Source organism: Paenisporosarcina macmurdoensis, assembly GCF_042658845.1.
GTDB classification, from domain to species: domain Bacteria; phylum Bacillota; class Bacilli; order Bacillales_A; family Planococcaceae; genus Paenisporosarcina; species Paenisporosarcina macmurdoensis.
In genome coordinates this window covers 207,435-232,838 of the sequence record NZ_JBHSRI010000009.1, presented here as the reverse complement: position 1 = coordinate 232,838, position 25,404 = coordinate 207,435, and the positions used below count along the sequence as shown (strand labels likewise).

General features: G+C 37.3%; 30 protein-coding genes. 14 read left to right on the top strand and 16 right to left on the bottom strand.

All coding sequences use genetic code 11. From position 1 onward, the window contains the following. Positions 1 to 8: 8 nt before the first annotated feature. Complete coding sequence (locus ACFPYN_RS08780; protein ID WP_377733619.1) at positions 9 to 2,702, bottom strand: RNA polymerase sigma factor; 2,694 nt, start codon at positions 2,700 to 2,702, stop codon at positions 9 to 11. Between the two features lie 131 nt (positions 2,703 to 2,833). Between ACFPYN_RS08780 and ACFPYN_RS08775 the strand changes: the two genes are divergently transcribed. Then, positions 2,834 to 4,174 carry a sodium-dependent transporter gene (locus ACFPYN_RS08775; protein WP_377733618.1) on the top strand — a complete coding sequence of 447 codons (1,341 nt, stop codon included), beginning with the start codon at positions 2,834 to 2,836 and terminating at the stop codon, positions 4,172 to 4,174. Between the two features lie 101 nt (positions 4,175 to 4,275). After that, complete coding sequence (locus ACFPYN_RS08770; protein ID WP_377733617.1) at positions 4,276 to 4,491, top strand: helix-turn-helix domain-containing protein; 216 nt, start codon at positions 4,276 to 4,278, stop codon at positions 4,489 to 4,491. Positions 4,492 to 4,560: 69 nt separating this feature from the next. On the opposite strand, the gene ACFPYN_RS08765 is transcribed toward ACFPYN_RS08770, so the two are convergent. Further along, positions 4,561 to 4,821, bottom strand: a complete 261-nt coding sequence (locus ACFPYN_RS08765) for a DUF1871 family protein (protein WP_377733616.1) — start codon at positions 4,819 to 4,821, stop codon at positions 4,561 to 4,563. A 76-nt stretch (positions 4,822 to 4,897) separates the two neighbouring features. On the opposite strand from ACFPYN_RS08765, the gene ACFPYN_RS08760 reads away from it, so the two are divergent. After that, a complete protein-coding gene (locus ACFPYN_RS08760; RefSeq protein ID WP_377733614.1) occupies positions 4,898 to 6,070 on the top strand; it encodes a MalY/PatB family protein in 1,173 nt (390 codons plus the stop codon). Positions 6,071 to 6,804: 734 nt separating this feature from the next. Here the strand turns inward: ACFPYN_RS08760 and ACFPYN_RS08755 are convergent. Continuing rightward, on the bottom strand, positions 6,805 to 7,017 hold the full coding sequence (locus ACFPYN_RS08755) for a hypothetical protein (protein ID WP_377733613.1): 213 nt from the start codon (positions 7,015 to 7,017) through the stop codon (positions 6,805 to 6,807). A gap of 17 nt (positions 7,018 to 7,034) precedes the next feature. Continuing rightward, positions 7,035 to 7,766 carry a peptidylprolyl isomerase gene (locus tag ACFPYN_RS08750; protein ID WP_377733612.1) on the bottom strand — a complete coding sequence of 244 codons (732 nt, stop codon included), beginning with the start codon at positions 7,764 to 7,766 and terminating at the stop codon, positions 7,035 to 7,037. Between the two features lie 141 nt (positions 7,767 to 7,907). On the opposite strand from ACFPYN_RS08750, the gene ACFPYN_RS08745 reads away from it, so the two are divergent. From ACFPYN_RS08745 to mnhG, 8 genes are all read left to right on the top strand, one after another. Continuing rightward, on the top strand, positions 7,908 to 9,140 hold the full coding sequence (locus tag ACFPYN_RS08745) for an MFS transporter (RefSeq protein WP_377733611.1): 1,233 nt from the start codon (positions 7,908 to 7,910) through the stop codon (positions 9,138 to 9,140). A 395-nt stretch (positions 9,141 to 9,535) separates the two neighbouring features. Next, positions 9,536 to 11,956, top strand: coding sequence for a Na+/H+ antiporter subunit A (locus ACFPYN_RS08740; RefSeq protein ID WP_377733609.1), 2,421 nt, complete (start codon positions 9,536 to 9,538; stop codon positions 11,954 to 11,956). After that, a complete protein-coding gene (locus tag ACFPYN_RS08735; protein WP_134209271.1) occupies positions 11,943 to 12,365 on the top strand; it encodes a Na(+)/H(+) antiporter subunit B in 423 nt (140 codons plus the stop codon). The genes ACFPYN_RS08740 and ACFPYN_RS08735 overlap by 14 nt, the downstream gene beginning before the upstream one ends. Beyond that, positions 12,365 to 12,706, top strand: a complete 342-nt coding sequence (locus tag ACFPYN_RS08730; RefSeq protein ID WP_134209270.1) for a Na(+)/H(+) antiporter subunit C — start codon at positions 12,365 to 12,367, stop codon at positions 12,704 to 12,706. The genes ACFPYN_RS08735 and ACFPYN_RS08730 overlap by 1 nt, the downstream gene beginning before the upstream one ends. After that, positions 12,699 to 14,183, top strand: coding sequence for a Na+/H+ antiporter subunit D (locus ACFPYN_RS08725; RefSeq protein ID WP_377733608.1), 1,485 nt, complete (start codon positions 12,699 to 12,701; stop codon positions 14,181 to 14,183). Before ACFPYN_RS08730 ends, ACFPYN_RS08725 begins: the two co-directional genes overlap by 8 nt. A 1-nt stretch (position 14,184) precedes the next feature. Next, on the top strand, positions 14,185 to 14,661 hold the full coding sequence (locus ACFPYN_RS08720) for a Na+/H+ antiporter subunit E (protein WP_377733607.1): 477 nt from the start codon (positions 14,185 to 14,187) through the stop codon (positions 14,659 to 14,661). Then, positions 14,661 to 14,945 carry a Na(+)/H(+) antiporter subunit F1 gene (locus ACFPYN_RS08715; protein WP_377733606.1) on the top strand — a complete coding sequence of 95 codons (285 nt, stop codon included), beginning with the start codon at positions 14,661 to 14,663 and terminating at the stop codon, positions 14,943 to 14,945. The genes ACFPYN_RS08720 and ACFPYN_RS08715 overlap by 1 nt, the downstream gene beginning before the upstream one ends. Further along, positions 14,926 to 15,297 carry a monovalent cation/H(+) antiporter subunit G gene (mnhG, locus tag ACFPYN_RS08710; RefSeq protein WP_377733604.1) on the top strand — a complete coding sequence of 124 codons (372 nt, stop codon included), beginning with the start codon at positions 14,926 to 14,928 and terminating at the stop codon, positions 15,295 to 15,297. Before ACFPYN_RS08715 ends, mnhG begins: the two co-directional genes overlap by 20 nt. Before the next feature lie 58 nt (positions 15,298 to 15,355). Here the strand turns inward: mnhG and ACFPYN_RS08705 are convergent, their stop codons facing one another. Both ACFPYN_RS08705 and ACFPYN_RS08700 read right to left on the bottom strand, forming a co-directional pair. After that, positions 15,356 to 15,589: a hypothetical protein gene (locus tag ACFPYN_RS08705; protein ID WP_377733603.1), complete on the bottom strand. Its 234-nt coding sequence runs from the start codon at positions 15,587 to 15,589 to the stop codon at positions 15,356 to 15,358. Positions 15,590 to 15,709: 120 nt separating this feature from the next. Continuing rightward, positions 15,710 to 17,221, bottom strand: a complete 1,512-nt coding sequence (locus ACFPYN_RS08700; protein ID WP_377733601.1) for a leucyl aminopeptidase — start codon at positions 17,219 to 17,221, stop codon at positions 15,710 to 15,712. A gap of 185 nt (positions 17,222 to 17,406) precedes the next feature. Between ACFPYN_RS08700 and ACFPYN_RS08695 the strand changes: the two genes are divergently transcribed. Beyond that, entirely contained in the window at positions 17,407 to 17,883 is a 477-nt protein-coding gene (locus ACFPYN_RS08695) for a divergent PAP2 family protein (RefSeq protein WP_377733599.1), read from the top strand. Between the two features lie 215 nt (positions 17,884 to 18,098). Here the strand turns inward: ACFPYN_RS08695 and ACFPYN_RS08690 are convergent, their stop codons facing one another. The 6 genes from ACFPYN_RS08690 to ACFPYN_RS08665 all read right to left on the bottom strand — a co-directional run bounded on the left by ACFPYN_RS08690 (position 18,099) and on the right by ACFPYN_RS08665 (position 21,747). Then, positions 18,099 to 18,428 (bottom strand): YuiB family protein, encoded by a 330-nt coding sequence (locus ACFPYN_RS08690; RefSeq protein ID WP_377733598.1) that lies wholly within the window; start codon positions 18,426 to 18,428, stop codon positions 18,099 to 18,101. 215 nt (positions 18,429 to 18,643) lie between these two features. Continuing rightward, positions 18,644 to 18,769 carry a YuiA family protein gene (locus ACFPYN_RS08685; RefSeq protein WP_377733597.1) on the bottom strand — a complete coding sequence of 42 codons (126 nt, stop codon included), beginning with the start codon at positions 18,767 to 18,769 and terminating at the stop codon, positions 18,644 to 18,646. Between the two features lie 143 nt (positions 18,770 to 18,912). Beyond that, positions 18,913 to 19,404, bottom strand: coding sequence for an NUDIX domain-containing protein (locus ACFPYN_RS08680; RefSeq protein WP_377733596.1), 492 nt, complete (start codon positions 19,402 to 19,404; stop codon positions 18,913 to 18,915). Positions 19,405 to 19,555: 151 nt separating this feature from the next. After that, positions 19,556 to 20,770: an NAD(P)/FAD-dependent oxidoreductase gene (locus ACFPYN_RS08675; RefSeq protein WP_377733639.1), complete on the bottom strand. Its 1,215-nt coding sequence runs from the start codon at positions 20,768 to 20,770 to the stop codon at positions 19,556 to 19,558. Positions 20,771 to 20,983: 213 nt separating this feature from the next. Then, positions 20,984 to 21,346, bottom strand: a complete 363-nt coding sequence (locus tag ACFPYN_RS08670) for a HesB/IscA family protein (protein ID WP_377733595.1) — start codon at positions 21,344 to 21,346, stop codon at positions 20,984 to 20,986. A 167-nt stretch (positions 21,347 to 21,513) separates the two neighbouring features. Next, entirely contained in the window at positions 21,514 to 21,747 is a 234-nt protein-coding gene (locus ACFPYN_RS08665; RefSeq protein ID WP_111439447.1) for a NifU family protein, read from the bottom strand. An 84-nt stretch (positions 21,748 to 21,831) separates the two neighbouring features. Between ACFPYN_RS08665 and ACFPYN_RS08660 the strand changes: the two genes are divergently transcribed. Beyond that, positions 21,832 to 22,164, top strand: a complete 333-nt coding sequence (locus ACFPYN_RS08660; RefSeq protein WP_377733594.1) for a YuzD family protein — start codon at positions 21,832 to 21,834, stop codon at positions 22,162 to 22,164. A gap of 87 nt (positions 22,165 to 22,251) precedes the next feature. Here ACFPYN_RS08660 and ACFPYN_RS08655 read toward each other — a convergent pair whose 3' ends face one another. Continuing rightward, entirely contained in the window at positions 22,252 to 23,319 is a 1,068-nt protein-coding gene (locus ACFPYN_RS08655; RefSeq protein ID WP_377733593.1) for an NAD(P)/FAD-dependent oxidoreductase, read from the bottom strand. 141 nt (positions 23,320 to 23,460) lie between these two features. On the opposite strand from ACFPYN_RS08655, the gene ACFPYN_RS08650 reads away from it, so the two are divergent. Beyond that, positions 23,461 to 23,697 (top strand): YuzB family protein, encoded by a 237-nt coding sequence (locus ACFPYN_RS08650; RefSeq protein WP_377733592.1) that lies wholly within the window; start codon positions 23,461 to 23,463, stop codon positions 23,695 to 23,697. 33 nt (positions 23,698 to 23,730) lie between these two features. On the opposite strand, the gene ACFPYN_RS08645 is transcribed toward ACFPYN_RS08650, so the two are convergent. The 3 genes from ACFPYN_RS08645 to ACFPYN_RS08635 all read right to left on the bottom strand — a co-directional run bounded on the left by ACFPYN_RS08645 (position 23,731) and on the right by ACFPYN_RS08635 (position 25,396). Continuing rightward, positions 23,731 to 24,492: a TIGR01457 family HAD-type hydrolase gene (locus ACFPYN_RS08645; RefSeq protein WP_377733591.1), complete on the bottom strand. Its 762-nt coding sequence runs from the start codon at positions 24,490 to 24,492 to the stop codon at positions 23,731 to 23,733. Continuing rightward, positions 24,489 to 24,941 (bottom strand): type VII toxin-antitoxin system HepT family RNase toxin, encoded by a 453-nt coding sequence (hepT, locus tag ACFPYN_RS08640; RefSeq protein ID WP_377733590.1) that lies wholly within the window; start codon positions 24,939 to 24,941, stop codon positions 24,489 to 24,491. Before hepT ends, ACFPYN_RS08645 begins: the two co-directional genes overlap by 4 nt. A gap of 101 nt (positions 24,942 to 25,042) precedes the next feature. After that, the gene (locus ACFPYN_RS08635; RefSeq protein ID WP_377733589.1) at positions 25,043 to 25,396 is read right to left on the bottom strand and encodes a YutD family protein; all 354 of its coding nucleotides are present in this window, start codon (positions 25,394 to 25,396) and stop codon (positions 25,043 to 25,045) included. Positions 25,397 to 25,404: the final 8 nt, after the last annotated feature.

Sequence of the window (25,404 nt, the reverse complement as noted above, 5' to 3'; positions counted from 1 at the left end):
CAAAAGCGTCATTGTATAGGCATATAGTAAACGCGCCATCCTTCTACGGTTTTTCGCATTCGGAAACTATTTCGGTACAATTCATTATTAATTAATTCTGGTTTAATATAGAGCCAAACTGTGACATCAAATTCTTCATGTTGCTCTTCCCTACTGCTAAAGATTGATTCATCTGAAGGATAGCTTTGATGCGATTCCATCGAGTTATACTGCTCTCTCCAATTGGTCTCTATTTGAGATGGACCTGACAGAAATTTTTCTTTATTAGGAGTATTCGTATTCTCACCTTTTAGTAATAATTCATATTGCGTATTTAAATCTCCTTGATTTGCTGCCTCAAGATAAATTCCGGCTACCATTGATGCACCAACATCTTTTAGCAGGTTATAATCGTAATGTTCTTTAAAACGACTATAGAGATCTTGGATATCAGTTTGTATTTGTTCATTCATTTCTACATGTGACTCACTATAGAGTAGATAACTTAAACTTGCATCAATCATCCACATGCCTTGGTAATGTCGAGTAATGGGAATGGTTCGAATCACTTGTTCTCCATTCATTACATCTACTGAACCTACAAAGTTTCCATTCTGTTCAAACGTTTCCTCATCTTGATAACGAAGACTCGTTGTTTCTCTCGGAATCAATTTATTGTTTAGCCAACTATTCATAACCTTGTCCATATTCTCGTGATCAGTAAAATTCATAAATGATAAGAGTGAATGTTGGATATCCATTAAGTTTTCTTCTTGAGCGTGATGATACAATAAAACACCTTCAATTGGGCTCATTCCAATAATCTGAATTCCTTGTGTTGTATCAATATCATTAATAGACTTTTCTACCTTTTGTTGTATTTCACTGTTTGGCCAATTAATGGTAGCAGATTTTGCCCCACTGTTCTCTTTCGGCATAATGGCTGCTAGGTCACCATTTTCTGCAAGAGTAAAGGCTACCTGTAGATCATTAAAGTTTAAACTTCGATACGTTTCGTTTACTTCCCAATTATTTTCGCTTACGGATTCGAACATTGGTCTAATGAAGTATTTCATAGGAGAATCGCCATAACCGTATCTTAAGTTATTCCATGCCGAGTGGAATTCCTCATTTACTCGACCATTCGTAATCACTTCCATATTACTTGCCCCAAAAATTAATGTATAAGCTAAATCTTCATACTGTGATTTCATAATGGTGTAGAGAGAATTTTGGTGTTTCGTGCTTAGTAAAATGTGTTCTAACTGATTCAAGTACATAGCAGATTCATGAGGGGTTAAGACTAACTCGCCGCCATATGTAAAAGGAATCATTGGTTTAATGTATAAAAAAGAAATGGAGGAATCTTGTACATGTTCATACAATTTATGCCAATGATCCGGGAACTCGAAGAATGTTTGATAACTATTTTTGTCCCTAGAAACTCTGATTGAAACACCTTGAGTGTGTGCATGATCTATTAGATTTTCAACCTCATCAGGCAATTTCGAACGATTTGCCTGCAAATAACTAGCATCCAGTCTTCCACTCATTTTTGCTGTATTCAATATTTCACGATGCTTTTCTAAAATCGAATTATAATAGGTAATTAAAAAATCGATCTTGGTGTTCAACTCATCAATAAAAATCGCACTTTCTTTTTCTTCCATCATCCCCTCAGCGGTCGCGTCATTCACCATCTGTGAAGGGATTTTCAACATATCTAACACCTCTTCATAACGTTCTTCATTGGAAATATTGCTAGAGCCATTCTCTTGAATAGTAGATGCAAATAATTGATTAGCCATTTTCACAAATTCTATTTGATTAAATTCTTCTTCGGTTAATCCAAGCGTACTTCTATAAGTATTCTTTTGCTCTTCAAAAATTTTTTCAAGAGTTTCTATACTGTTAGAGTCGGCAGCTGTGGCAACCTCGTGGCTTTGTACATTATCATTTTTTAATAAGGAAGTGCTTAGAATTCCTATTATTAAGACACTAGATAATCCTACTGCCCAAATATTAACTTTATATTTATTTGACTTACTTTCTCTTTTCGGAGAAAGTGAATCTTCCCCATTACCTCTTTCTGATTCTATTCGTCGTAAAATCTCGTCTACATTAAATTTTGAAGGGACTCGCTTGTACGATTTTTTTAATAAATTCAAATGCAGTTCGAGTTGTTGATCATCCAATACTTCCAGCGCCGATTTAATTTTTTCTTTAGAACTAATCAATCTGGATTCAACTTCTACTGGTTGGATGTTTAAAATGCCACCAATTTGCTCATAACCAAGCTCATGGAAATAAAACAAGATAAGCGGATTTCTGTATGTCTCTTCTACTAGTTGAAGGGCATCGTGTAGTTCTCTATCTTCGTCAAATAGTAAAATCCTCGATTGAGGTAATCGATTTGATTGTCCAGGTAAATCCCCCTGTAATTCTGGTCCTTCGTCTTGTACTCGTTTTTCTCTATTACTGTAATCACGAGAGGCCTTTAATGTAATTTTGAATAACCACGTCAGAAAATGAGAATTTTGAAATTCACCTAATTTTTTATATAAATTAATATAAACTTCCTGGGTCACACTATGAATATCTTCTGCTTTCACTCCACATTGAAAGGCGAATTTTTCGACCGTCCGATGATGGAGATAAATCAATTCTCCAAATACAATCAGATTTCCATTTTGTGCACTATTAACCATTTCTGTATCTTGCATGAAGCCCCCTCCTAGCTGTCTATATTTGTAATACGTTTCTTTTTCTCATAATGTTTCAAAAAGTTATATTCTTTTTAATAACTGTCGTGTAACATTAGAAAAATCTTTAAAGATTATAGGAGTTGGGTTAAATGGAGAAGCGCGATCATTTCGCATCAAAGATAGGCTTCGTTCTCGCAGCAGCAGGTAGTGCTATTGGACTTGGGGCGATATGGAAATTTCCATATATGGCTGGAACAAATGGCGGTAGTGTATTCGTCTTATTATTTATTATCGGTACATTGTTAATTGGGTTACCGATTTTATTAGCAGAGTTTGTTCTAGGTCGTAAAGGCCAAGCAGATGCAGTGACAAGTTTTAAAAGGTTAAAACCTGGGAAGAATTGGTTCTTAATTGGCTGGTCCGGATTTTTCTTTTCATTCATCATTTTATCTTTTTACAGTGTGGTTGGAGGATGGATTTTATCCTATTTAGGAAGAGCATTAATGTTCAGCCTTGATAATAAAGGAGAAAGTTATTACGGAGAGTTATTTGGAACGATTATCTCAAATCCTTGGGAAGTATTAATTGGTCAAGCAGTCTTTATGATTTTGACAGTCATTATTGTACGCGGGGGTATCGAAGGCGGTATTGAACGCGCTAGTCGCATCATGATGCCCGCTCTATTAATATTCTTTGTTGTGCTAGTTGTCCGTTCATTAACATTAGACGGTGCAATGGAAGGCGTTAAATTTATGTTTGTTCCAGATTGGTCATACTTGAATGCACAAACCATGTTATTGGCATTGGGACAAGCATTCTTCTCTCTAAGTGTTGGTGTGGCTGGAATGATGACTTATGCTTCCTATTTGCCTAAAGATCAGAAGTTAGGTAGTTCCGCGTTCAGTGTTTCTATGTTAAATATCGGTATTTCCCTAATGGCAGGTTTAGTTATTTTCCCTGCAGTCTTTGCTTTAGGTTATTCACCAGATGAAGGTCCTGGACTTGTATTTATCATTTTACCAGCCGTGTTCGAGCAACTTCCTTTCGGTGCATTCTTTATGCTCATGTTCTTTATCTTATTATTATTCGCAACATTAACTTCTTCGATTTCAATGTTAGAAACAGTTGTGTCTATAGGAATTAAAAATGCATATGATAAGCGTAAACGAGCTGCATGGATTTATGGCTTAGTCATTTTCTTAGTAGGGATTCCAAGTGCTCTATCTTTCGGCGTTTTTGCCGATATTAAAATATTTGGAAAAACATTCTTCGATTTTGCAGATTTCCTAACAAGCAGTATTGGTTTACCTGTAGGCGCTTTATTAATATCAATCTTTGCTGGATACATTGTGAAGAAATCAGAACTAATCGAGGAATTAAATATTTCTCCAGTTACGTTTAACACGTGGTATTTTATCGTTCGTTATCTAGCACCTGTAGCTATCATTCTTGTCTTTATTAACGCTATTATTTCAGCGTTTAGAGGGTAATCATCTGCATGTGGAACAACTTGTTTCACACAATCACGGTGTATGCAGTATGATAAGATAGTAAGAAGCATACTTTGTATGAAGGAAAGGAGTGCATGAATATGAAACAAGAATTTCACACTCAACTTCGCTTATTGCGAGAAGAACGTAATTTGTCATTAGAAGATTTATCTTTAAAAACCCGAATTGGTGCGGGGAAATTAGAACAATATGAAGCTGGTACAGAAATTCCTTCCGTACAGACCATTTTGAATTTATCAAACGCACTCGAAGTTCCTGCCTCTAATTTATTGGATGGACTTCAAACTAGTTCATAAAACAAAAGAGCCTTCCCCCATTGGGTGAAAGCTCTTTTGTTTTATCTAGGTGTAAATTTTTCCAATCAATCAGACGATACATTTTGCTTCATATTTAACAGCAATCAATTTATAAGCAATTTGAACGCATTGCTCAAGAGGAATCCACATTTCATACGAATGTTCATACACTTCTTGAATGCGTTTAGCTAGTTCAGAAGGGTGATCAATTCCTTGAAGAGCAGCCACTACGTCAGCTGTTTCCGTATCATAGGCTTCAGGTCCCATGTTAAATGGATCCCATAATTGAAGTAACTTAACTGCTTTTCGATTCATTTCAATACTTTCCATCATTTTTCACCTATTTGCTTTTCTTTAATAAAGGCTATGATAACATAAAATAAACAAAAGGAAAGAAGGAATTGCCTTGACTATATTTGAACAAGTTATTGATAGACATAAAACTCGCTCAGTTAAATGGGATTTAATGGAGATGATATATGGAATTGAAGATGCTTCTGACATTTTACCTATGTGGGTAGCGGACATGGATTTCGCAGCACCTAAAGCTGTAACTGATGCATTACATAGCCGAATTGATCATCCAGTGTTTGGCTATTCCTATATGTGTGAGGGGTGTAAAACTGCTGTACAAAACTGGCTAAAAGAGCGACATGGTTGGCACACACAAAATGAATGGATGCTGTTTCACCATGGAGTCGTCCCTGCAATTGCATCTGTAATTGAAGCATTTACTGAAAAAGGAGACCGTATTTTAATAACTCCTCCCGTTTACCCATTGTTCTTTTCAATTCCTGAAAAACAAGGCCGTCTAATAGTAGAAAGTATATTAATAGAAGAAAAAGGAAATTATCAAATAGATTTTGAGTCATTTGAGGAACAATTGAAACAAGGTGTGAAGTTATTTATATTATGTAATCCACACAATCCTGGTGGCATGGTTTGGTCAAAAGAAAATTTATTAGAAATCATTAGATTGTGTACCAAATACGATACACTCATTCTATCCGATGAAATACACGGAGATTTAGTATTCCCAGGACATCAGCACATTCCTCTGGTTACTTTGGCTGGTGAAGAAGCAGATAGAATAATCACTTGTGTAGCACCTACTAAAACGTTTAATTTGGCAGGCGTACAAGCGGCTGTCATGATAGCTACTGATCCTGAAAAACGGGAAAAGCTAAAAGAAAATGCACTTGCTCATGGTCAAATGGAACTTAGCCCATTTGCAGCCGCTGCATTAACGGCTGCTTATGAAGACGGCGGACCTTGGTTAGATGAATTATTGAAGGTTCTCTCTTCCCATATAGACTATACAATTGAAAAAATTACTCATGCTGTTGCAGGAGTGAAAATCAATAAGCCACAAGGTACTTACTTACTGTGGATCGATTACAGAGATACGGGATTAACAGAAAAAGAAATAATGGACAAGCTTTTAATGAAAGGAAAACTTGCATTAGAACCAGGTTCAAAATACGGCGAATCTGGTATAGGCTTCCTAAGAATGAATATAGCTTGCCCCCGTCAGACACTTGAAGATGGTGTGTCGCGTTTCATTACCGCTTTAACATAACAAGAGTTTCAAAACCTGCTTTCTTTCGTTTTCTTAGGGATTTGGAACTGACTATTGCTACATAATTATAGCCAGTGCATTCTTGAAGAGCGTAACGATCGTTAAAACCATTCATTTTTTCGGTAATCTTGTGGCTTTTGTCTGTCTGTCTCTCTTCTCCAACTTCAGAAAATAGATTTTCACCTATTTTGATAACGCGAGATAAGAAACTGTCATACTCATAAAACAAGCTCCTGAAGATACTATTTCTGGAGCTCTTGTGCTACTTTTTTCGAAAGATACTTTCTATTTTTATGTCGTTTACACATTGACTAGAAGATGCGCTAGAGTATTATGATCGATGTGAACACATTTACTTGATTGCAGTGGAAGGTGGCGACTCCAGCGGGAAAAGCGAGAAAGTCGAGACCCCACAGGGAGCATTTTGCGACCGAGGAGGCTTGACCTCGCCCGCGGAAAGCGTCCGCCTGTTTCTGCATCGCTACGCTAGCTTCGAAACATGAAAGGGCGTTGTAACGGAAATCAACGGCATCGGTTACCATAATCTATTATTTCGGCGCAGTAAGGATAAAAGGCAAATCGTCTTTCTGACTGACCCCATAAAGGACCAGCGAGCTGGTCCTTTATGATAGACATAGCTACTCCAAGTTCAAAAATGTAGCTTTTAAAAAACTTATACTTTCTAACATAATAAAAAGGCTTAACCAACTGTTGTTGGTTAAGCCTTTTTATTTTTATTGTTGATCTTTTTGTTTTTCTAATTGACGTTCGCGTAAAATACGTTCTTCCAATTCCCTGGTTTTTTCTTCTTGCTTTTTGGAAATTTTGACGATCCAACGAAAAGCTAAAACGCAAAGAATTGCAAAAATCAAGAATTGAAAGGCAGCAGGAATATAGGCAGATTTATCTTCTGGAAAATACAGAAAGTTTACTATCCATGCGTTCACGGTGAACACTTCCTAACTTATTTTTGAAGAACTTCGATTGATTCAATCTTAATGTCTTCAAGTGGTTTATCGCTACCATTTCTTTTAACTGTCGTCATTTTATCAACGATGTCTAGTCCTTCGATAACTTGTCCAAAGACAGTATGCTTGTTATCTAACCAAGGTGTTCCACCGTTTTTAGAATATGCTTCAATGATTTCTTCTGGGTATCCAGCTTTTTTCAATTGACTTAACATACTTGAGTCTACACGACTTGCTTGAACGATAAAGAATTGGCTACCATTTGTTCCAGGTCCAGCATTAGCCATAGATAGTGCACCACGTAAGTTAAATGCTTTATCTGAGAATTCATCTGCAAACGTTTTACCGTAAATGCTTTCTCCGCCCATACCTGTTCCAGTTGGATCTCCACCTTGAATCATGAAATCTTTAATAATGCGGTGGAAAATAATACCGTCATAGTAGCCGTTTTCAGCGTGTGTGATAAAGTTTTCAACAGTTTTTGGAGCAACCTCTGGGAATAATTTGATTTTAATAGCTCCCATAGTTGTGTTCATTACGACTAATGCTTCGTTTGAAGCAACTTCATTTGATAATTGTGGATACATAGCGCTCTCTCCCTTAGTTGTAGTTTTTTGTGTTTCTTCACTCGGTTTTTCATCCTTCTCTACTTCGACACTTTCTTTCGTGCCGCATCCTGATAAAAGGACAATAATACTAATTAATAACAGCCATCCTCGTTTTTTCATGTTCATTTCACCCTAAAATAGTCTATCATATTTAGCTTATATTTTCAGTAATTAAGTCTCTTCCCTTCCTTCGTAAGGCGAAATGTTTTATAATGAATAATTAGAGGCTCTTTATTGCTTAAAAATGAAAGAAGTGATTTTTTGGACAGAAAAAAAAGAAATTTTTATATTATGTGGATTTCAAACTTTTTAGTTGCAGGAACGGCAACAATGATCATGCCTTTTTTGTCTCTTTATATAGATACTATGGGTGATTTTTCAGACGCTTATGTACAGAAATGGTCTGGGCTTGTATTTGGTATAACTTTTGTCTCCGCATTCCTCATGTCCCCTATTTGGGGACGTATCGCAGATCGCTTTGGTTACAAACCCATATTAATAATTACCGGATTCGGTATTTCAATCAGTATTTTATTAATGGGCTTTGTCCATTCAGTTGAAGCATTCTTCTTTTTACGACTATTTATGGGTGTAGTCACAGGTTTTATTCCTACTTCTCTTGCATTTATTAGTTCACAAACAGCAAAAGAAGTTGCTGGTAAAACGCTCGGTACTCTTCAAATGGGGAGTGTTTCGGGTACATTATTCGGCCCTGTATTAGGAGGTTTGCTCGCAGATTCATTCGGCTTCCAATATACATTTGTAATCACTTCAGTGGTTATTGCCATTGCTGCCCTACTTGTTATGGTGGGTATTCGAGAAACGAAAAGAGTTCCTTCCGAGGATGCACATGTGTACTCGCGTAAAACTGTTTTATCGGGGATCATTCATCACCGACTCGTATTTCATGTTATGATTATTACTGCGTTAATTCAAATTGGGAATTTTAGCATTCAACCACTTCTCTCACTTTATGTTTCTGGATTAACCGATTCTTCTCAAGTCGCTTTGCTTGCTGGGATTACATTCAGTGCAGCGGGTGTCGGAAATTTATTGTTTGCCAGAAGATGGGGACAGCTTGGTGATTCAATTGGTTATGAGAAAGTGTTAAGTGCATTGCTAATATTGGCTTTTCTCTTCATCATTCCTCAAGCTTTCGTTACGGAGTTATGGCAGTTAATTGGTTTACGCTTATTGTTCGGAATCGCGGTCGGTGGGTTGATTCCTATTACAACAGCTTTGATAAGACGTGAATCACCAATCGAAATACAGGGAGAAATGATGGGGTATAACACGAGCTTCCGTTTCTTTGGTAATATCATTGGCCCCATGTTTGGTGGTATTGTCAGTGGCTACATTGGTATTTCTTCGGTATTCTTCGTCACTGGAGCATTATTCCTAATCTCTTATTTTGTGTTAACTTCGACTCGAAAGAAACCAGAACAAGATTTTGAAAAAGTTTTACTAAACGAAGAAGCACATCAACAAGCATAATGTTTCTAGATATGAAGCGTTTCTCTTAATTGAGAAACGTTTTTTATATTTTATGAGGATCTATTTTATGAATTTATCAATAAATTCATATGGTCTCTTCCTATTTATTAAGTTGGACAAAGATAGGTGATTACTCCCTTTGCTGTAAGGAGTATCCCATGCAAACACTCTATATGTACGCTATAATTGCTTTATGTAAGAAAAGCGTAAAGCGCTGTTTTGGCTCGACGGCGGTGCTAGAGGAATAAAAGGTGAAAGTTTCTCCTTTCTGACCCAGGAACTCGCGGGCGGCGTTTGAAGCTAGACACAACATCTCCTGAAGCAAAGGTATGGTCTGTATAGTTTCACTTTATTCATGTTAAGAAAATGTAGTTTTTTGAAAAAGGAGGATTAACTTGTCATTTGTTTATTTTATTTTCATCCCGATGCTTGCTGCTCTTGTGATTCCTTTTTTGTTTAAAAAAGTTAGTGGCATTCACACCGGCTGGTTTGTCCTTGCTGTACCCGTCGTTTTATTTGGACTTTACACGACATTGTTACCTATGGTCCAAAGAGGAGAATCACGTAGTTCTTCATTTGATTGGATTCCTTCACTAGACATTTCGTTTATTTCGTACATAGATGGGTTGAGTTTATTATTTTCTCTGCTTATTACAGGAATTGGCTCACTCGTGGTGCTATATTCCATTTTCTACTTAGATAAAACTCGTGAGCAATTACATAATTTTTATGTGTATTTATTGTTGTTCATGACTGCGATGCTCGGAGTAGTTCAATCTGATCACTTGATTAGTTTGTATTTCTTCTGGGAGTTAACTTCAATTTCCTCATTCTTGTTAATTGGTTATTGGTATAAGCGAGACCGCTCCCGCTTTGGCGCATTAAAATCGATGATGATTACCGTCTTTGGCGGACTTATGATGCTTGGTGGATTTGTACTTCTATCAATCATGGGTGACACTTATTCCATACGAGAATTAATTGGACAAGCTCCAGAACTTGCGAATCATAAGTGGTTTGTTTGGTCACTTGTTCTTGTGTTGTTAGGAGCTTTCACAAAATCAGCTCAATTCCCATTCTATATTTGGCTTCCTGACGCTATGGAAGCGCCTACTCCGGTTAGTGCATACTTACACTCTGCGACCATGGTTAAAGCAGGATTGTATATTGTTGCACGTTTTACACCCCTATATGCAAGTTCAGAATATTGGATTTGGCTCGTAACTGGTATCGGATTGTTAACCTTATTTTGGGGATCATTCTTTGCCCTGAAACAAACCGATTTAAAAGGCATCTTAGCCTTTTCAACCGTAAGTCAACTTGGTTTAATCATGTCTTTACTTGGAGCTGGGGCAATTTCATTCCATACAGGTATTGAGGATGATTCCATTTTCAAATACGCCGCATTTGCAGCCATTTTTCACTTAGTGAATCATGCGACATTTAAAGGCAGTTTGTTCATGATTGCTGGAATTATCGATCATGAAACAGGTACTCGTGATATCCGTAAACTTGGCGGTCTAATGAGTTTAATGCCGATTACTTTTACCATTGCCCTTATTGGGAGCTTTTCAATGGCCGGACTTCCTCCATTTAACGGTTTCTTGAGTAAAGAAATGTTCTTAACAGGCATGTTGTCTATTCCAGAGTTTAATCTTTTTGCTTTTGATACGTGGGGCATTTTGTTCCCACTCATAGCGTGGATAGCGAGTGTCTTTACTTTTGTTTACAGTTTCTATTTTGTTTTCCGTACGTTTACAGGAAAACATAAACCAGATTTATTACCAAAACAAGCGCATGAAGCTCCTATTGGAATGCTCATTTCACCTGCAATATTGGGATCCCTTGTCGTGGCAATATTCTTCATCCCGAATGTAATTGGAGATGCTTTGGTTAAACCTGCTGTTATGGCCATTCAACCTTTCCTTTATACTTCGCCTAGTGAAATTGACATTCATATATCGGCTTGGCATGGTCTAACACCTGAACTTTGGATGACCATTGGTATTGTCTTGATTGGTTATTTGTTATATAGAACACTACCTAAGTGGCAGCCTTTATATAGTAAATTCCCTGAAGGCTTTTCTTTGAATCGACTTTATGACACCATGATGTACTTAAGCGAAGTTGGGACAAACCGTCTATCTAGAATGTACATGACGGGATATATGCGCTCGTATTTAGTTTATATGTTTACGGGGATTATTCTCCTATCCATCAGTACTGTATTAATAAAGGATGCATTTGAAGTTAGCTTTGAAACTCTAGCACCCATTAGGTTTTTTGAGTTGATTGTTGCTCTTGTGTTAGTTGCAGGAACAGTGACCATTTTGTTAGCTAAGTCCCGTTTAACGTCGATTATTGCTTTAGGTGCTGTGGGATACACGGTTGCTTTATTCTTTGTTATTTTTAATGCACCAGATTTAGCTCTTACTCAACTTGTTATTGAAACGATATCTGTTGCTCTATTCTTACTTGCTTTTTATCACTTGCCAAAATTAAATCGGCACGAAAATCGCATGAAGTTCCGATTTGGTAATGCTTTAGTTGCTCTAGGTGTAGGAATAACCATTACAATCATTGCCCTTTCTGCCCACTCACAAAAACTTGTTCCTTCTATATCTTCTTATTATGAGGAAACCGTCTATACAGAAGCTGGTGGGGGAAATATCGTAAACGTCATTTTAGTGGATTATCGTGGATTTGATACTTTGTTTGAAATTGCTGTCCTTGCAATCGCTTCTTTAGGCATAATTGCGATGATTAAATTAAGGTTAACGAAGAAGAAAGAGGTGAATCGACTTGAAGACAAATGATGTCATTTTGCAAACTACGACAAACCTAGTCTTTTTCATTATTATTCTCTTTTCGATTCACATCTTCTTTGCTGGTCACTATGCACCCGGTGGAGGTTTCGTCGGAGGACTATTAACTGCAAGTGGTATCGTTCTATTATTGTTGGCTTATGATATCAAAACCGTAACGACTGCACTGCCTATTAATTACACGGTTATGACAGCAATAGGTTTGTTAATCGCTTTAGGTACTGCTGCTGGCTCTATTATTTTTGATGTTCCTTTTTTCACACATGCATTTGATTATTTTGATCTTCCATTATTAGGAAAGCAGTCACTACACACTGCTATGTTGTTTGATACAGGCGTTTACTTAGTTGTCGTAGGTGTCACGATGACCATTATTCAATCGATTGGAGATGATGATTAATGGAGATTGTCATGAGTTTTGTTATTGGCTTCCTTTTTATGGCCGCTGTTTATTTAATGCTTTCAAAGAGTTTACTTCGCATCATAATTGGTACTGGCTTACTCAGTCATGGTGCACATTTACTATTATTAACCATGGGTGGACTCGATGGTGGCGCTCCACCTGTAGTGTCACCAGGTGTCACTGATTACGCAGATCCTTTACCACAAGCACTTATTTTAACGGCTATTGTTATTAGCTTTGGCGTTACGGCATTCTTCTTAGTGCTCGCTTATCGCTCATATCAAGAGCTTGATACAGATAATATGAATTTAATGAGAGGAACTGAAGACCATGACTAATTTGCTTTTGTTCCCAATCTTACTACCCTTCTTCTTTGCCATGATTTTGATGTTATTTCCAAAGAAAATTTTGGCACAAAGAGTTGGTGCTTTACTAGCACTTGGTTTTACATTAATCGCATCTGTTACCTTACTTTTTAAAGTCAAAACTGATGGTATTCAAGCAATTACTTTAGGAAGTTGGCCAGCACCCTTCGGAATCTCAATGGTATCTGATATGCTTTCCATTTTACTTGTCCTTTCTTCCACATTAATTGCCATTTTTGTTGTCTGGTACAGTTTTTCATCTATAGGGAAAGAACGAGAGTCTTTCTTCTATTATCCAGGTATTTTGTTTATGCTAACGGGGGTCAATGGTGCCTTTACAACGGGTGATATATTTAATATGTTCGTTTTCTTTGAAGTATTGTTGATGTCTTCCTATTTGTTAATTGTTCTCGGAGGCGAGAAAGTACAATTACGAGAATCAATCAAATATATTCTAGTAAATATTATCTCATCAGCATTATTTGTTGTTACTGTTGCCTATCTGTACTCAGTAGTTGGAACACTCAATATGGCCGATATTTCAGTTAAAATCGCACAAATTGAACAACCTGGAATCATCACAGTGATTGCCGTATTATTCTTACTGGTATTTGGCTTAAAGGGAGCAATATTCCCTCTTTTCTTTTGGTTACCAAGTTCCTACGCAGCTCCTCCAATTCCAGTATTGGCTTTATTCGGAGCGTTACTAACTAAAGTTGGCGTCTATGCCATCATGCGTACATATACATTATTTTTCCCTCACGATCAAAGTTACACACACGAATTGTTGATGATCCTTTCAATCCTTACCATTATTGCTGGTTGTATAGGTGCCTTAGCGTACTTCGATGTGAAGAAAATTATTATTTACAACATCATCATTGCTGTTGGCGTGATTTTATTTGGTGCTTCTCAAATGAATGAAGCGGCGCTCATGGGTTCCGTATTCTATTTAATCCACGACATTTTGATTAAAGGTGCATTGTTCATGTTAATTGGCGTCATTATCGCAATTACTGGTACAGCTGATTTACGAAAAATGGGAGGATTAATCAAATCTTATCCCATGCTTGGTTGGACCTATTTAATTGCTGCATTTGGTTTAGCCGGCATCCCTCCATTGAGTGGATTCGTTGGAAAGTTACTTATTGTTCAAGGTGGCTTTGAAGCAGAGAATTTATGGGGAAGCATCTTTATATTAGCTTCAAGTTTAGTTGTGTTACTGTCAGTTATGCGCATCTTCATCTACGCTTTCTGGGGTGAGCCTGTTGAGATCACGCCATTATCCAAACGTCACTATCGTGGATTATTTACTCCAGCACTCATTTTAGTCGGCATTAGTGTCCTCTACGGTGTTGGGTCCGAGTGGCTAGTCCCTTATATGAGTGATGCAGCAAACGTCATGCTAAATCCTTCACACTATATACAAGCCGTTCTAGGAGGTGCCTAACATGGCCTTTCAAATTATGTTAAACTTCTTCATTGCTTTGTTATGGATGTTCTTGACTATCTCCTTTAACGCTTCTACATTTATTGTAGGTTTCTTATTAGGCGCATTGATGTTATGGATCACTAAAGGGTTTTTTCCAGGACGTTTCTATATGAATCGAGTATGGGCAGTCATTAAATTAATTACGCTATTCCTTAAAGAACTGGTCATGGCTAATATTCAAGTGTTATTTTTAATTGTTCAACCCAAAATGCCCATAAAACCAGCGATTTTTGCTTTACCTACCGTCCTTGAAAAGGATTGGGAAATCACCTTATTGTCGAATCTGATCACCTTAACACCAGGAACACTCGTAATTGATATATCGCCAGATTCAAAAACGTTATACATCCATGCATTGCATTATGACGATGCTGATGAAGCTATTGATTCAATTAAGAACACATTTGAGAAAGCTATTCAGGAGGTGAGCCGCTAATGCTGTTGTTCTTTTGGTGCATGGTTATACTCATAAGCCTGTCCATGGTAGCTTTTATCTACCGGTTAATCATTGGACCTTCTGTTCCAGACCGTGTAGTTGCACTTGATTCATTAGGTGTTGCTCTCATAGCCATGATTGGTTTAATCTCTATTTTATCCGATACCAGCTTTTTCTTAGATATCATTTTGCTACTCGCGATCCTTGCGTTTATTGGCACTGTCGCATTCTCTAAGTTTTTAGAGAAAGGAGAGATTATCCAACGTGACAACAATCTTAGCTAATATTCTCATTGTTTCAACTGTCAGCTTTGGTGTGATTTTCATACTCGTGACGGCTATCGGATTAATTCGCTTACCAGACGTTTATTGTCGAACGCATGCTGCATCTAAAAGCGCTACTCTCGGAGTTATGTTCATCTTACTTGGAGTGTTTCTTCACTTTTGGTTTATCGAAGGTATCGTTAATACACGTATTATTCTCGGGATTGTCTTTCTATTTATTACAGGACCTGTTGGTGGTCATGTGATTGGTCGCTCTGCATACTTATCAGGTATAAAAATGTGGGACCAGTCGGTTAAAGATGAACTCGCACCCGTAATAGCAGAACGAAAAAAACTAGTTAAACAAAAATAAAACACTTTTGCTCTACACCGATTGGGGTGGAGCAAAAGTGTTTTTTATGTTCGAACTATTAATATGGATAATACTGGTACGGATAATAGGGTTGTTGAGGATAATAATAGGGTGGGTAATAATAGGGTTGGCGATATGGGGCACCACCATATAAAGATGTGCCTAATAAACTCCCTGCAAGTCCTCCTAAAAACGGACCTCCAAAAAAGCCTAATCCACCAAGTCCTCTACCAAAACCGCCACCAAACCCTCTACCATAACCTCTGCCGTATGAACGATATCGATTGACCATGAGTCACTCCTCCTCTCTTTCCTAACGTATGAAAAAAAGAAGGAATGACATATGCAGATTGCCTATTGAGTTTGGACTCTCCTTCGCAATCTCATTCAAAGGAGATTTTCGGTGAAATGTTTACTTTTCTGTATCTTCTAAGCTCATTCTTTCAATTAACGTTGCCAGAGAACGAACCATTGCGCCTGTTCCACCTTTTGGACCTAAGTCATGAGCAGAGCTTGCATCAGAAGTACCCGCGATATCTAAATGAATCCAAGGAGTATTGTCAACAAATTCACCAACAAAACCACCGCCGAATATCATATGACCGTCACGACCTGGAGAGTTATTTAAGTCAGCTACATCACTCTTACGAATTCGCTTTTTATCACTTTCAGTTAACGGTAAGCGCCACACAAACTCGCCCGTTTCCACTGAAGCTTCTAAGAAAGTTTCAAAGAATGTTTCATTGTTGGTTAGGGCTCCTGTTTTGTCCTTGCCTAAGGCTATAATTACCCCACCCGTTAATGTAGCTACATCTACAATGTAGTTCGCACCTTGTTGTTTTGCGTAAGTTACTGCATCCGCTAAGACAAGTCGACCTTCTGCATCCGTATTAAGAATTTCAATCGTTTTACCACTTAAAGAAGTAATAACATCATCCGGTTTAAACGCATTTCCTGAAATCATGTTATCAGTTGATGCGATAACTGCCATTACATTTTTGTTGGGTTGAGTTTCCCCGATAATGCGCATTGCTCCCAATACCGCGGCAGCACCACCCATATCGCCCTTCATACCCACTAAACCGTCTTTAGGCTTGATTGAATAGCCTCCAGTGTCATAAGTGACACCTTTACCTACTAAACCAACAACATCGTTCCAATCATCATTTGCACGGTATTTCATTACAATAAGTCTTGGTTCTTCTGTTGATCCTTGATTGACTGCCAAAATCGCACCCATTCCGAGCTCTTCCATTTGTGCTTTTCCTAATTCTTCATATTCAAAATCATATGTTTCTGCCAGTTCTTTAGCGTACTCAGCCATTTTTGTTGCTGTTAATACGTTAGAAGGCATATTAACTAGTGTACGTGCTTCATTCACTGACTCACCATATACTTGGCCTACTTCGAAGTAAGCTAAAATTTCTTGATTATCAGAATTAGTGAGTAATTCTACGTTATCAAGATACACATCCGTTGAGTTAGATGATGTTTTGTAATTAGGCACTTTGTACAAGCCCATGCTGATTCCTTCAGCTGCAAGATATGATGCATCATCAATTTCAATTTCTTCATTTGTGAATGAGTCCAACCAAATAGAAACATTCGTCGTTTTCGAAGCTATAAGCTCTTTTCCTACTGTTCCAAAAATGCTTCGCAAATCGTCTTGAGTTAACGTCTTGCGATCACCAAGACCTACGAAGATAACACGTTGTAGCTTACCATCTTGTAGTGTAGGTAATTTCGTCAGTTTCTTTCGATCAGTTGATACATCTCCAGTTTTTAACCACTTGTCTAAAGATGAACCATAAAATGAAACAAACTCTGACCAATTTGATGTGTTTTCTGGGTGTTTAAACGTCCCTACTACTAAAACTTCTGCTTGAATTTCGTTAAAATTAACTTCTGCTACTGCAATTTTCACAAAAACCCCTCCATTTATATACATTCATTTCTATTATATACGAAATTGTTACGCTTTTCGAATTATCAAAAATCCACTGTCCATACGTTTTTTTAAGATTTATAGATGTGTTATACTTTATATATTCGTAGAAGGCTAGAATAGTCTTTTAACAGTGACTTTGAACAAGAAAGGGTGGACAGAAAATGGACATTTTAACTAATATTCCACTCCTTGCTGCATTATTTGGAATCTTATTTGCGCAATTTGTGAAAATCCCAATAGCGTATCTAGTTACGCGGAAAATTGATTGGAAACTCTTTACTTCAACTGGTGGTATGCCGAGTTCTCACTCCGCTGCCGTTACTGCCCTTGCAACAGCCGTTGCATTTGAAACGGGACTTGGCTCCCCTTTATTCGCTGTAGCTGCAATCTTTTCGATTATTGTCATGTTTGACGCGTCTGGTGTTCGATTCCAAGCAGGTCAACAGGCAATTATCATTAATCAAATGCGCATCGACTTTCAATTATTCGTCAATCAATCAAAAGGATGGGCACAGAAAAAAGATGAAGAAAAAATTAATGAACTTAAAACTCTCCTTGGGCATAAACCAAGTGAAGTCTTTATGGGCGCATTAACAGGAATTTTCATTTCGATCATCATTTATGTATTTATCATCTAAAAAGCAGTGAAGCTCCTAAAGGAGCTCCACTGCTTTTTAATTAGGCTTGGTTACATATATAGCTGTCGATATCGAATATGAAAGAGTGATTGCATGCCGTTAGAGCGTGAAGAATGAGACCCACAAGTTTGTGAATTTCATTCTTGTTGGCTCATACGTAATGTGCGACTAGTGTATATGTACGATAACCACCACATTCGGTAACAAGACTTTTATTAAAACATTTGATATCCGTTTTTACGCAACATTTTAATAACGATACCTGCAATGATGGCACCAACTAAACCACTTGATAACACTAAAACATCTGCAAAATGGAGTGACACTAATTTAGCTCCAAGCGCCTGAAATGCCATCACTGGCTCAGTGAAATAATCAAAGAAATCGACTTCGTCAATTATTAAAATGACCACGATAGGATAAACAATAGCCATTAACCAAGTCATACGGAGTAACATATTAAGTAAAAAGCCGATTCCAAAAAACATTACTAAAAATATTAATACTGATAACATTACTGTTACAAGTGTGAAATTCCCGTCCATTGAATTCTTCCCTCCATGCTTACTCTCAACAGTTTACATGATTGGTTTGCTCCTTTCAATGTACATGTTCGTTGTTCAAATATATGTAACAATTACAGAGTCAATTTAGACCTAAATCTTTAATGAACTACCCCCACATCTTCAATCTTATCAACACGCAAATTGACAAATAAAAAAGTCTTCTCGGTGATTAGCCGAAAAAACTTTTTTGACTATTATTTTCTTCCTGAACCTGCACAACAAGTGCATGTTTCTGATCCGCCTAGACGTAGTTGGAAATATCCGTTCCCTTTACAATATGGACATTGATTCGTTTGAACATCTTTTTTATAAGTAGTCATTTGACCGTCTCCTTTTTATTCTTAATTTTCAGATAATATACCATATGCAAAATTTTCTGTAAACTGATAAAAAGCCTAATGTAAACGAATACATTAGGCTTTTTCTCTACTTATCTTAAATTTCCTCTTGATTCCTACATCTTTTAAAAAAACAGTTTATAGCTCGTATAGCCAAAGACATCTCCTGGATTAATACCTTCATTTATTTGAAGTGCAGCACCTAAAGTCTTTTTCGCCATTTCATGAATCATGACAGAAACATGAGGATCTTGACTTAAAGTAATAGGACTCATCCAACGAGCTTCATATACTTCTTTTAATTGCGGCACGAGTAATTGCTCAATATGGCTAGTGCTACATATAAAAATCGCCATGTTATCACTAATATCGTCTCTAATGACACCTGTTCGAAAACCAATTAGACCTTTTACCATTATTTCGATTCCTGTTTCTTCTTGTACTTCTCTGACGACCGCTTGATCCATTGTTTCGCCAGGTTCAACAAAGCCAGCTGGAAATGACCATTTCCCTTCAAGTCCACCATACCGTTTCTTTACGACGAGCCACTCCCCAATATGGTTGATGACCAAGCCCGCAACGCATAACCACACCTTACTTCTCTCTATTTTTGCCATAAGGTTTCATCCCTTCATTCCAAAAATAATGCTTATAACTCTTTGATGCACGTCTATGCTCTTCTTCTATAGCCATTCAAATTATAGGTTTATTGATTAGTACCAAAAAACTCCCACCTGGAAATTCCAGATGGGAGCATGTAACTTACTTTTATAAAACGTTGAATTTACCTTTTTTCACAACTAGTGAAGGTCCACCCATCATATAAAGAGCACGGTTATCTACCATTTTCTTCATAAATGCAGCTTTAGCACCCGTTACTTTTTTGCCGAAAACAACACCAATTGCATCATCTTCACCAAGTGAACAAACACTACCTTTTAAATCAGGTACGAATGTTTCAGTTTCTTCTCCATTTATTAGAGAAAGTAAGTTTTTAGCCACTGTAACACCTTGTTGCATAGCAATTTGTGCTGTAGGTGGGTAAGGACGATTAATTTCTTCATTTATCAATAATGCACAGTCCCCAACGATAAATACATCATTGTGACCTGGAGCACGCATATCTTTTTCAACTTTAACGCGAGCACGCATATTTTCAATGCCTGTCTGTTCGATTAAACGGTTTCCACGAACGCCTGCAGCCCAAACAACTGTACCAGCTTTCACAAATTCAAACTCGTCTTCACCTTTTTTAATTTTTACGCCTTCTGGAGTCGCTTCAACAACTGGAGTACCAATTGAGAATTCGATTCCTTTTGCTTGAAGGTGACCCACTGCGTATTCAACCAATTCAGGATCGAATCCTGGCAATACCATTGGAGCAGCTTCAACACAAAGAACACGTACTTTTTCTTTTGGTACATCAAACTCTTTGCAAAGTTCCGGTACACGGTTACCTAATTCACCTAGGAATTCGATACCTGTAAATCCAGCACCACCAACTACAATTGTTAAGCGACTATCGTCTTTCACTTCGTCCATTGACCATGTAGCGAATTGATATTCGATATGTTCACGGATATGACGAGCTGCTTTTACATTTGCAATAGATAAAGCGTATTTATCTAGACCAGGAATACCGAAAGTTTCGCCTTCGTATCCAAGACCGATAACTAAGTAATCATACGAAAATACACCATTATTAGTTGTTACTTGTTTACCAGCAATGTCGATGCCTTCTACAGATGCTTTAACAAATTTTACTTTATCTGCTTTGATTACATCTGCAATGTCGTAGCGCACTTGATCTGGACGTAAAGTACCCGCTGAAGCCTCATGTAACCAAGTCGATTCATAGTGGTAATCATTTTGGTTAATTAATGTAATATCTGCAACGTCTACACCGACGCTTTTCTGTAAGTTAACTACTGTTGATAAACCACCATACCCGGCGCCTAATACTAATATTGTCGGTCTTTTCACCAAGATTGAAACCACCTTTGTTAGTTTTATATGCATCACTTTAGTCAAAGAAAAAAGAAGTATCTCTACTTCAAAAGACTAAAGCGAATTTGTCTCTTTTTCGACAAATATACTATACTCTATAATAGCTCTTTTAATTGTTGATTTCAATACATACTTGTCAAGTGTAAAAGGTTTGAATTTACAGAAAAAAAGACCGAAAATAAATCGGTCTTAACAATTCTCTGGAGTTCCTTTTTTTGTTGCCGTTGTAAATGAAGAACCACAGCCACACGATGCGATAGCATTTGGGTTTTCAATCGTAAATCCGCCACCCATCAAGGATTGTTTATAATCGATGACAGTACCATTTATTATAGCTTGATCTTCACTTGATACCAAAATTGTTAATCCATGTTGTTCTAAGATGGTATCGGTGTCGTTTTTCTCACGTTCAAATCCCATCCCGTAAGATAATCCACTACATCCGCCACCATGAACGGCTACTCGTAAAAAAGAGCCTTGCTCTTCATTGTGGGTCATCATTTCTTTCACTTGGTAAGCTGCAGCTTCTGATAATTCGACAATTTGCGTCATCCGTTACACCTTCCTTCTCCTTCTATGATAACAATTAAGATGGTGCACATACAAGAACGACACCTTAAAATAGTCATTCTTTTCTTTATATTATTCGTTATAATTGAAAGTAGCACATGTATAAGAAAAGGAGCCCTATTTAGGCTCCGTTTTCAAAAGTAAAATTATTAGAATACCTGTTCAACTTCTATAACACCAGGAACTTCTTCTAAAAGTGCACGTTCAATACCTGCTTTTAGTGTGATAGTAGAACTTGGACAACTTCCGCATGCGCCAAGAAGACGAAGTTTGACGATGCCATCCTCGATATCAACAAGCTCACAGTCTCCACCATCTCTTAGTAAGAATGGGCGTAATTTATCTAGTACTTCTTGTACTTGCTCGTTCATTGTATCAGTCATTTGTTTCGACTCCTTTCCTTATAATCATTATAATGTGAAGAGAGGAAAAAATCCATCAGTTAATACTAAAGGAGAATCACAACCATGGAGAAAAAGACACTTTCAATTGAAATTTTCGGAGCTGAAATTGCATGTGCAAGTTGTGTAAATGCACCCACCTCTAAGGATACCTATGAATGGTTACAAGCAGCTATCGATCGTAAATACCCAAATCAACTGTATAAAATAACTTATATTGATATCCAACGGCCAATTGATAATGAACGCCAGCAAGATATAGCCAATCGAGTATTAGAGGATGAGTTCTTTTACCCTCTCGTCATGATTGAAGGCGAAGTGGTTGGTGAAGGTAATATTCAACTTAATCCCGTTTTCGCAGAACTTGAGAAAAATGGTTTTACTAGTAGCTCATCTTAATAAAAGCTCATTCCATCCTTGCACCATATATCATACTAAAAAGAAGACCTAGAAGTTATGTTTTACTTCTAGGTCTTCTTCTATTCATCACCCATTGTGCCACTTATACATCCACAACACACCAGATTTCATTAACCTAGCGATACGACCAGTAACTGTACGGTCTGCTAAATAGGCAAACCCTTGCTTCTTCCCTAAAGATCCCAAGAATCCTTTTAGCTTTATTTCCGGCATTTTTTCAGGAAGTTCTTTGCCTTTCCAACGTGCTTGGAGTACTTGAACAATTTGTTCAGCTTGTTCTTCGGCTACTTGTGCACTTGGCGCATATGGTAATGCTGCACAGTCACCAACGACATAGACATTTTCATCATCAGGTAGGCTATGGTATTGAGATAATACCACTCGACCAATTGAATCTGTCTCAGTGTTCAAGTTACGAACAGGTGCAACTGGTTGAATACCAGCAGTCCAAACCACAGCATCTACAGCAATGGTCTCTTCGTGGTTGTGTAATACTTTTGGCTCTACTTTTGTAATGTTTGAATTACTGACCACATCTACGTTGTGCTTATCAAACCATTTTTTCACGAAATTACTTAAACGTTCTGGAAAGTCTCGCAAAATACGAGGACTACGGTCGAATAATTTAATGCCTAAATCTGGACGTGATTCGCGCAATTCACTTGCAAGTTCAATTCCGCTTAATCCCGCTCCTACAATCCCAACAACAGAACCTGACGGCAACCCACACAACTTATTAAAGGTTTCACGAGAACGTCCAATTGTTTGAATGCTGTAAGTGAATTCATCCGCACCTGGGACATCGTGATATTTATCTTCACAGCCAAGTCCAATGATTACATCGTCATAAGGTATTCTAGTTTCGTCTGAAAGGACGACCACTTTATCTGCACAGTTAATTTCAACAACTTCCCCATAAACCATTTTCAACCGCTCATGTTCTGGATAAGATACACGAACTTCTTGGTCAGGAACTGTTCCTGCAGCTAAAGCATAAAACTCTGTTTTTAAACTATGGAAAGGTGTACGATCGATTAAAGTAATTTGTATATCTTCTGGTAAATTATTTGGCAGTAAACGAAGTAACACTCGCATGTTACCGTATCCGCCACCTAGCAATACTAAATTTTTCATAAAAATCTCCCTTGAGCATTTTATATACAGTCATTCTCTACGTAGTTAGTATAAATCATTGTGAGATGTTTCACAATAAGTCACTCGATTTGACGAACGAAAAAAAAAGGAGTAGCATGTCGATGTAGCGAGGTGAAGAACGTGAATCCTATGGTAGAATTTTGTGTCAGTAATTTGGCAAATGGATCACAAAAAACGTTTGAAGAACTAGACCGTGATCCAAATTTAGACGTTCTAGAGTATGGTTGTTTAAGTTATTGTACAAAATGTGCAGAATCTTTTTTTGCAGTTGTAAATGGTGATGTCGTGCAAGCAGATTCTCCAGATGAACTAACGAAGAAGATTTATGAGTATATAGATGAAAATCCACTTTTCTAAAAGATCGGGGCTGCTATTATGCAGCTCCTTTTTTTATAGAATTTCGAGCAAATTGTCAAGTGTTAAAGTGGGAGGAAAAGGTTTTGATAAGACATCTTCTGTTGACGTTACACCAGAATTCACATGAATGGTATCTATCCCAAACCAAATCCCTGCCAAAATGTCGGTATCATAATTATCTCCAATCATCACCATATCTTCTTTAGCAAATTGATGTTCTTGTTGAATAATCTCAAGCATCTGTCCTCCAGGTTTCCCAATAAATATTGGATCAACACCAGTAGAAGTTTGAACAAGCGTCGTAAACGCACCATTCCCTGGCAGTAATCCTCTTTCACTTGGAAATGCACGGTCGCTGTTCGTAGAAATAAACACTGCACCTTTTCGAATATCCAAACATGCTTGCGCAAGTTTTTCGTATGTAATATCCCGATCAATTCCCATCACAAATACATCTGTTGAAGATTCAACAATTTTCACACCGTTTTCAACTAGAGCTTCTCTTAAACCACTTTCCCCTATCATCGAAACTGAAACGTCTGGGTAATGCAAAACAATGTATTTTGCTGCTGCCATAGCTGATGTCATAATGTGACTTCGTTTAGCTTCTATGCCAAACCCTTTTAGTTTTGCCTTCACTTGATCCGCTGTCTGAGATGCATTATTCGTCACAAAAAAGGGTTCAATATTATGTTGTTGTAAATGATGAATAAATTGAACAGTTTCGAGGATGGGTTCTTTTCCACGGTAGACTGTTCCATCTAAATCAATACAATATGCTTTGTACGTTTTCATACCTGCTCCTCAGGTAAAAATGCAGACACTGGCCCTAGTTCATGCGTTAAGTAGTGCTCAATATTTTCAGGGAATTGTTTTAATACGTCTAAATTATTATGCAGAACAGTAGCTATTTGTTGATGATTTACACTCATGAAATCTCTAACAAGCATTTTCCGAAGACCTAACACTTCTTTAAATGGTCCGTCCATTTCTGCTGTAATTACTTTTTCATCGGTCAAAATATCGATAATATCATCATAGCTTCCTGGATCACGCATAATAAAGCCATCAATCATTGAATTTCCTACATCAATTATCGATTCAATGATATTCTGCGCACTACGCTCAAGTGCTAATTTCCCAACCTCACTTGAAGTTAAATCAGGTGATTTTTCTATTAAATCTACAATTGATTTCATATATGTTACTGTCGTAGTAATTTTTTTACGATCTACAAAATACATAGGTATCCCTCACTTTATGGGTTTAATATTATTTTTATTATGCTTCAATACTATCATAATCTTTGAAGCTAAATGGCTTCGACGCAAAGGAAAAACCTCGATTAAGATGATTGAACATCTGAATCGAGGCCTTCTTCTTGTGGGATTTCTACTGGTTCAATCGGTGTTTCAACAGGTTTTGCTGGACCGAATTTTTTTAATATAAAATAGGCGCATCCAAAATTACAATACTCATATAAATAATCTTGTAATGTACTTACTTTGGTATCGTATGTAGCCTTTTGGTTTTTATCATCAAAAAATCCTTTTAACCGAAGTTGTCCATAACCCCAGTCACCAAGAATGTAGTCATATTTGTTCAAAATTTCACTGTAACGTTCTTGAACAGCTTCTTCTTTAAAAGCTTCACGGTAATCAGTAATTACCTCGTATTCCCAGCGATCAATTGTAATCATGAATTCAC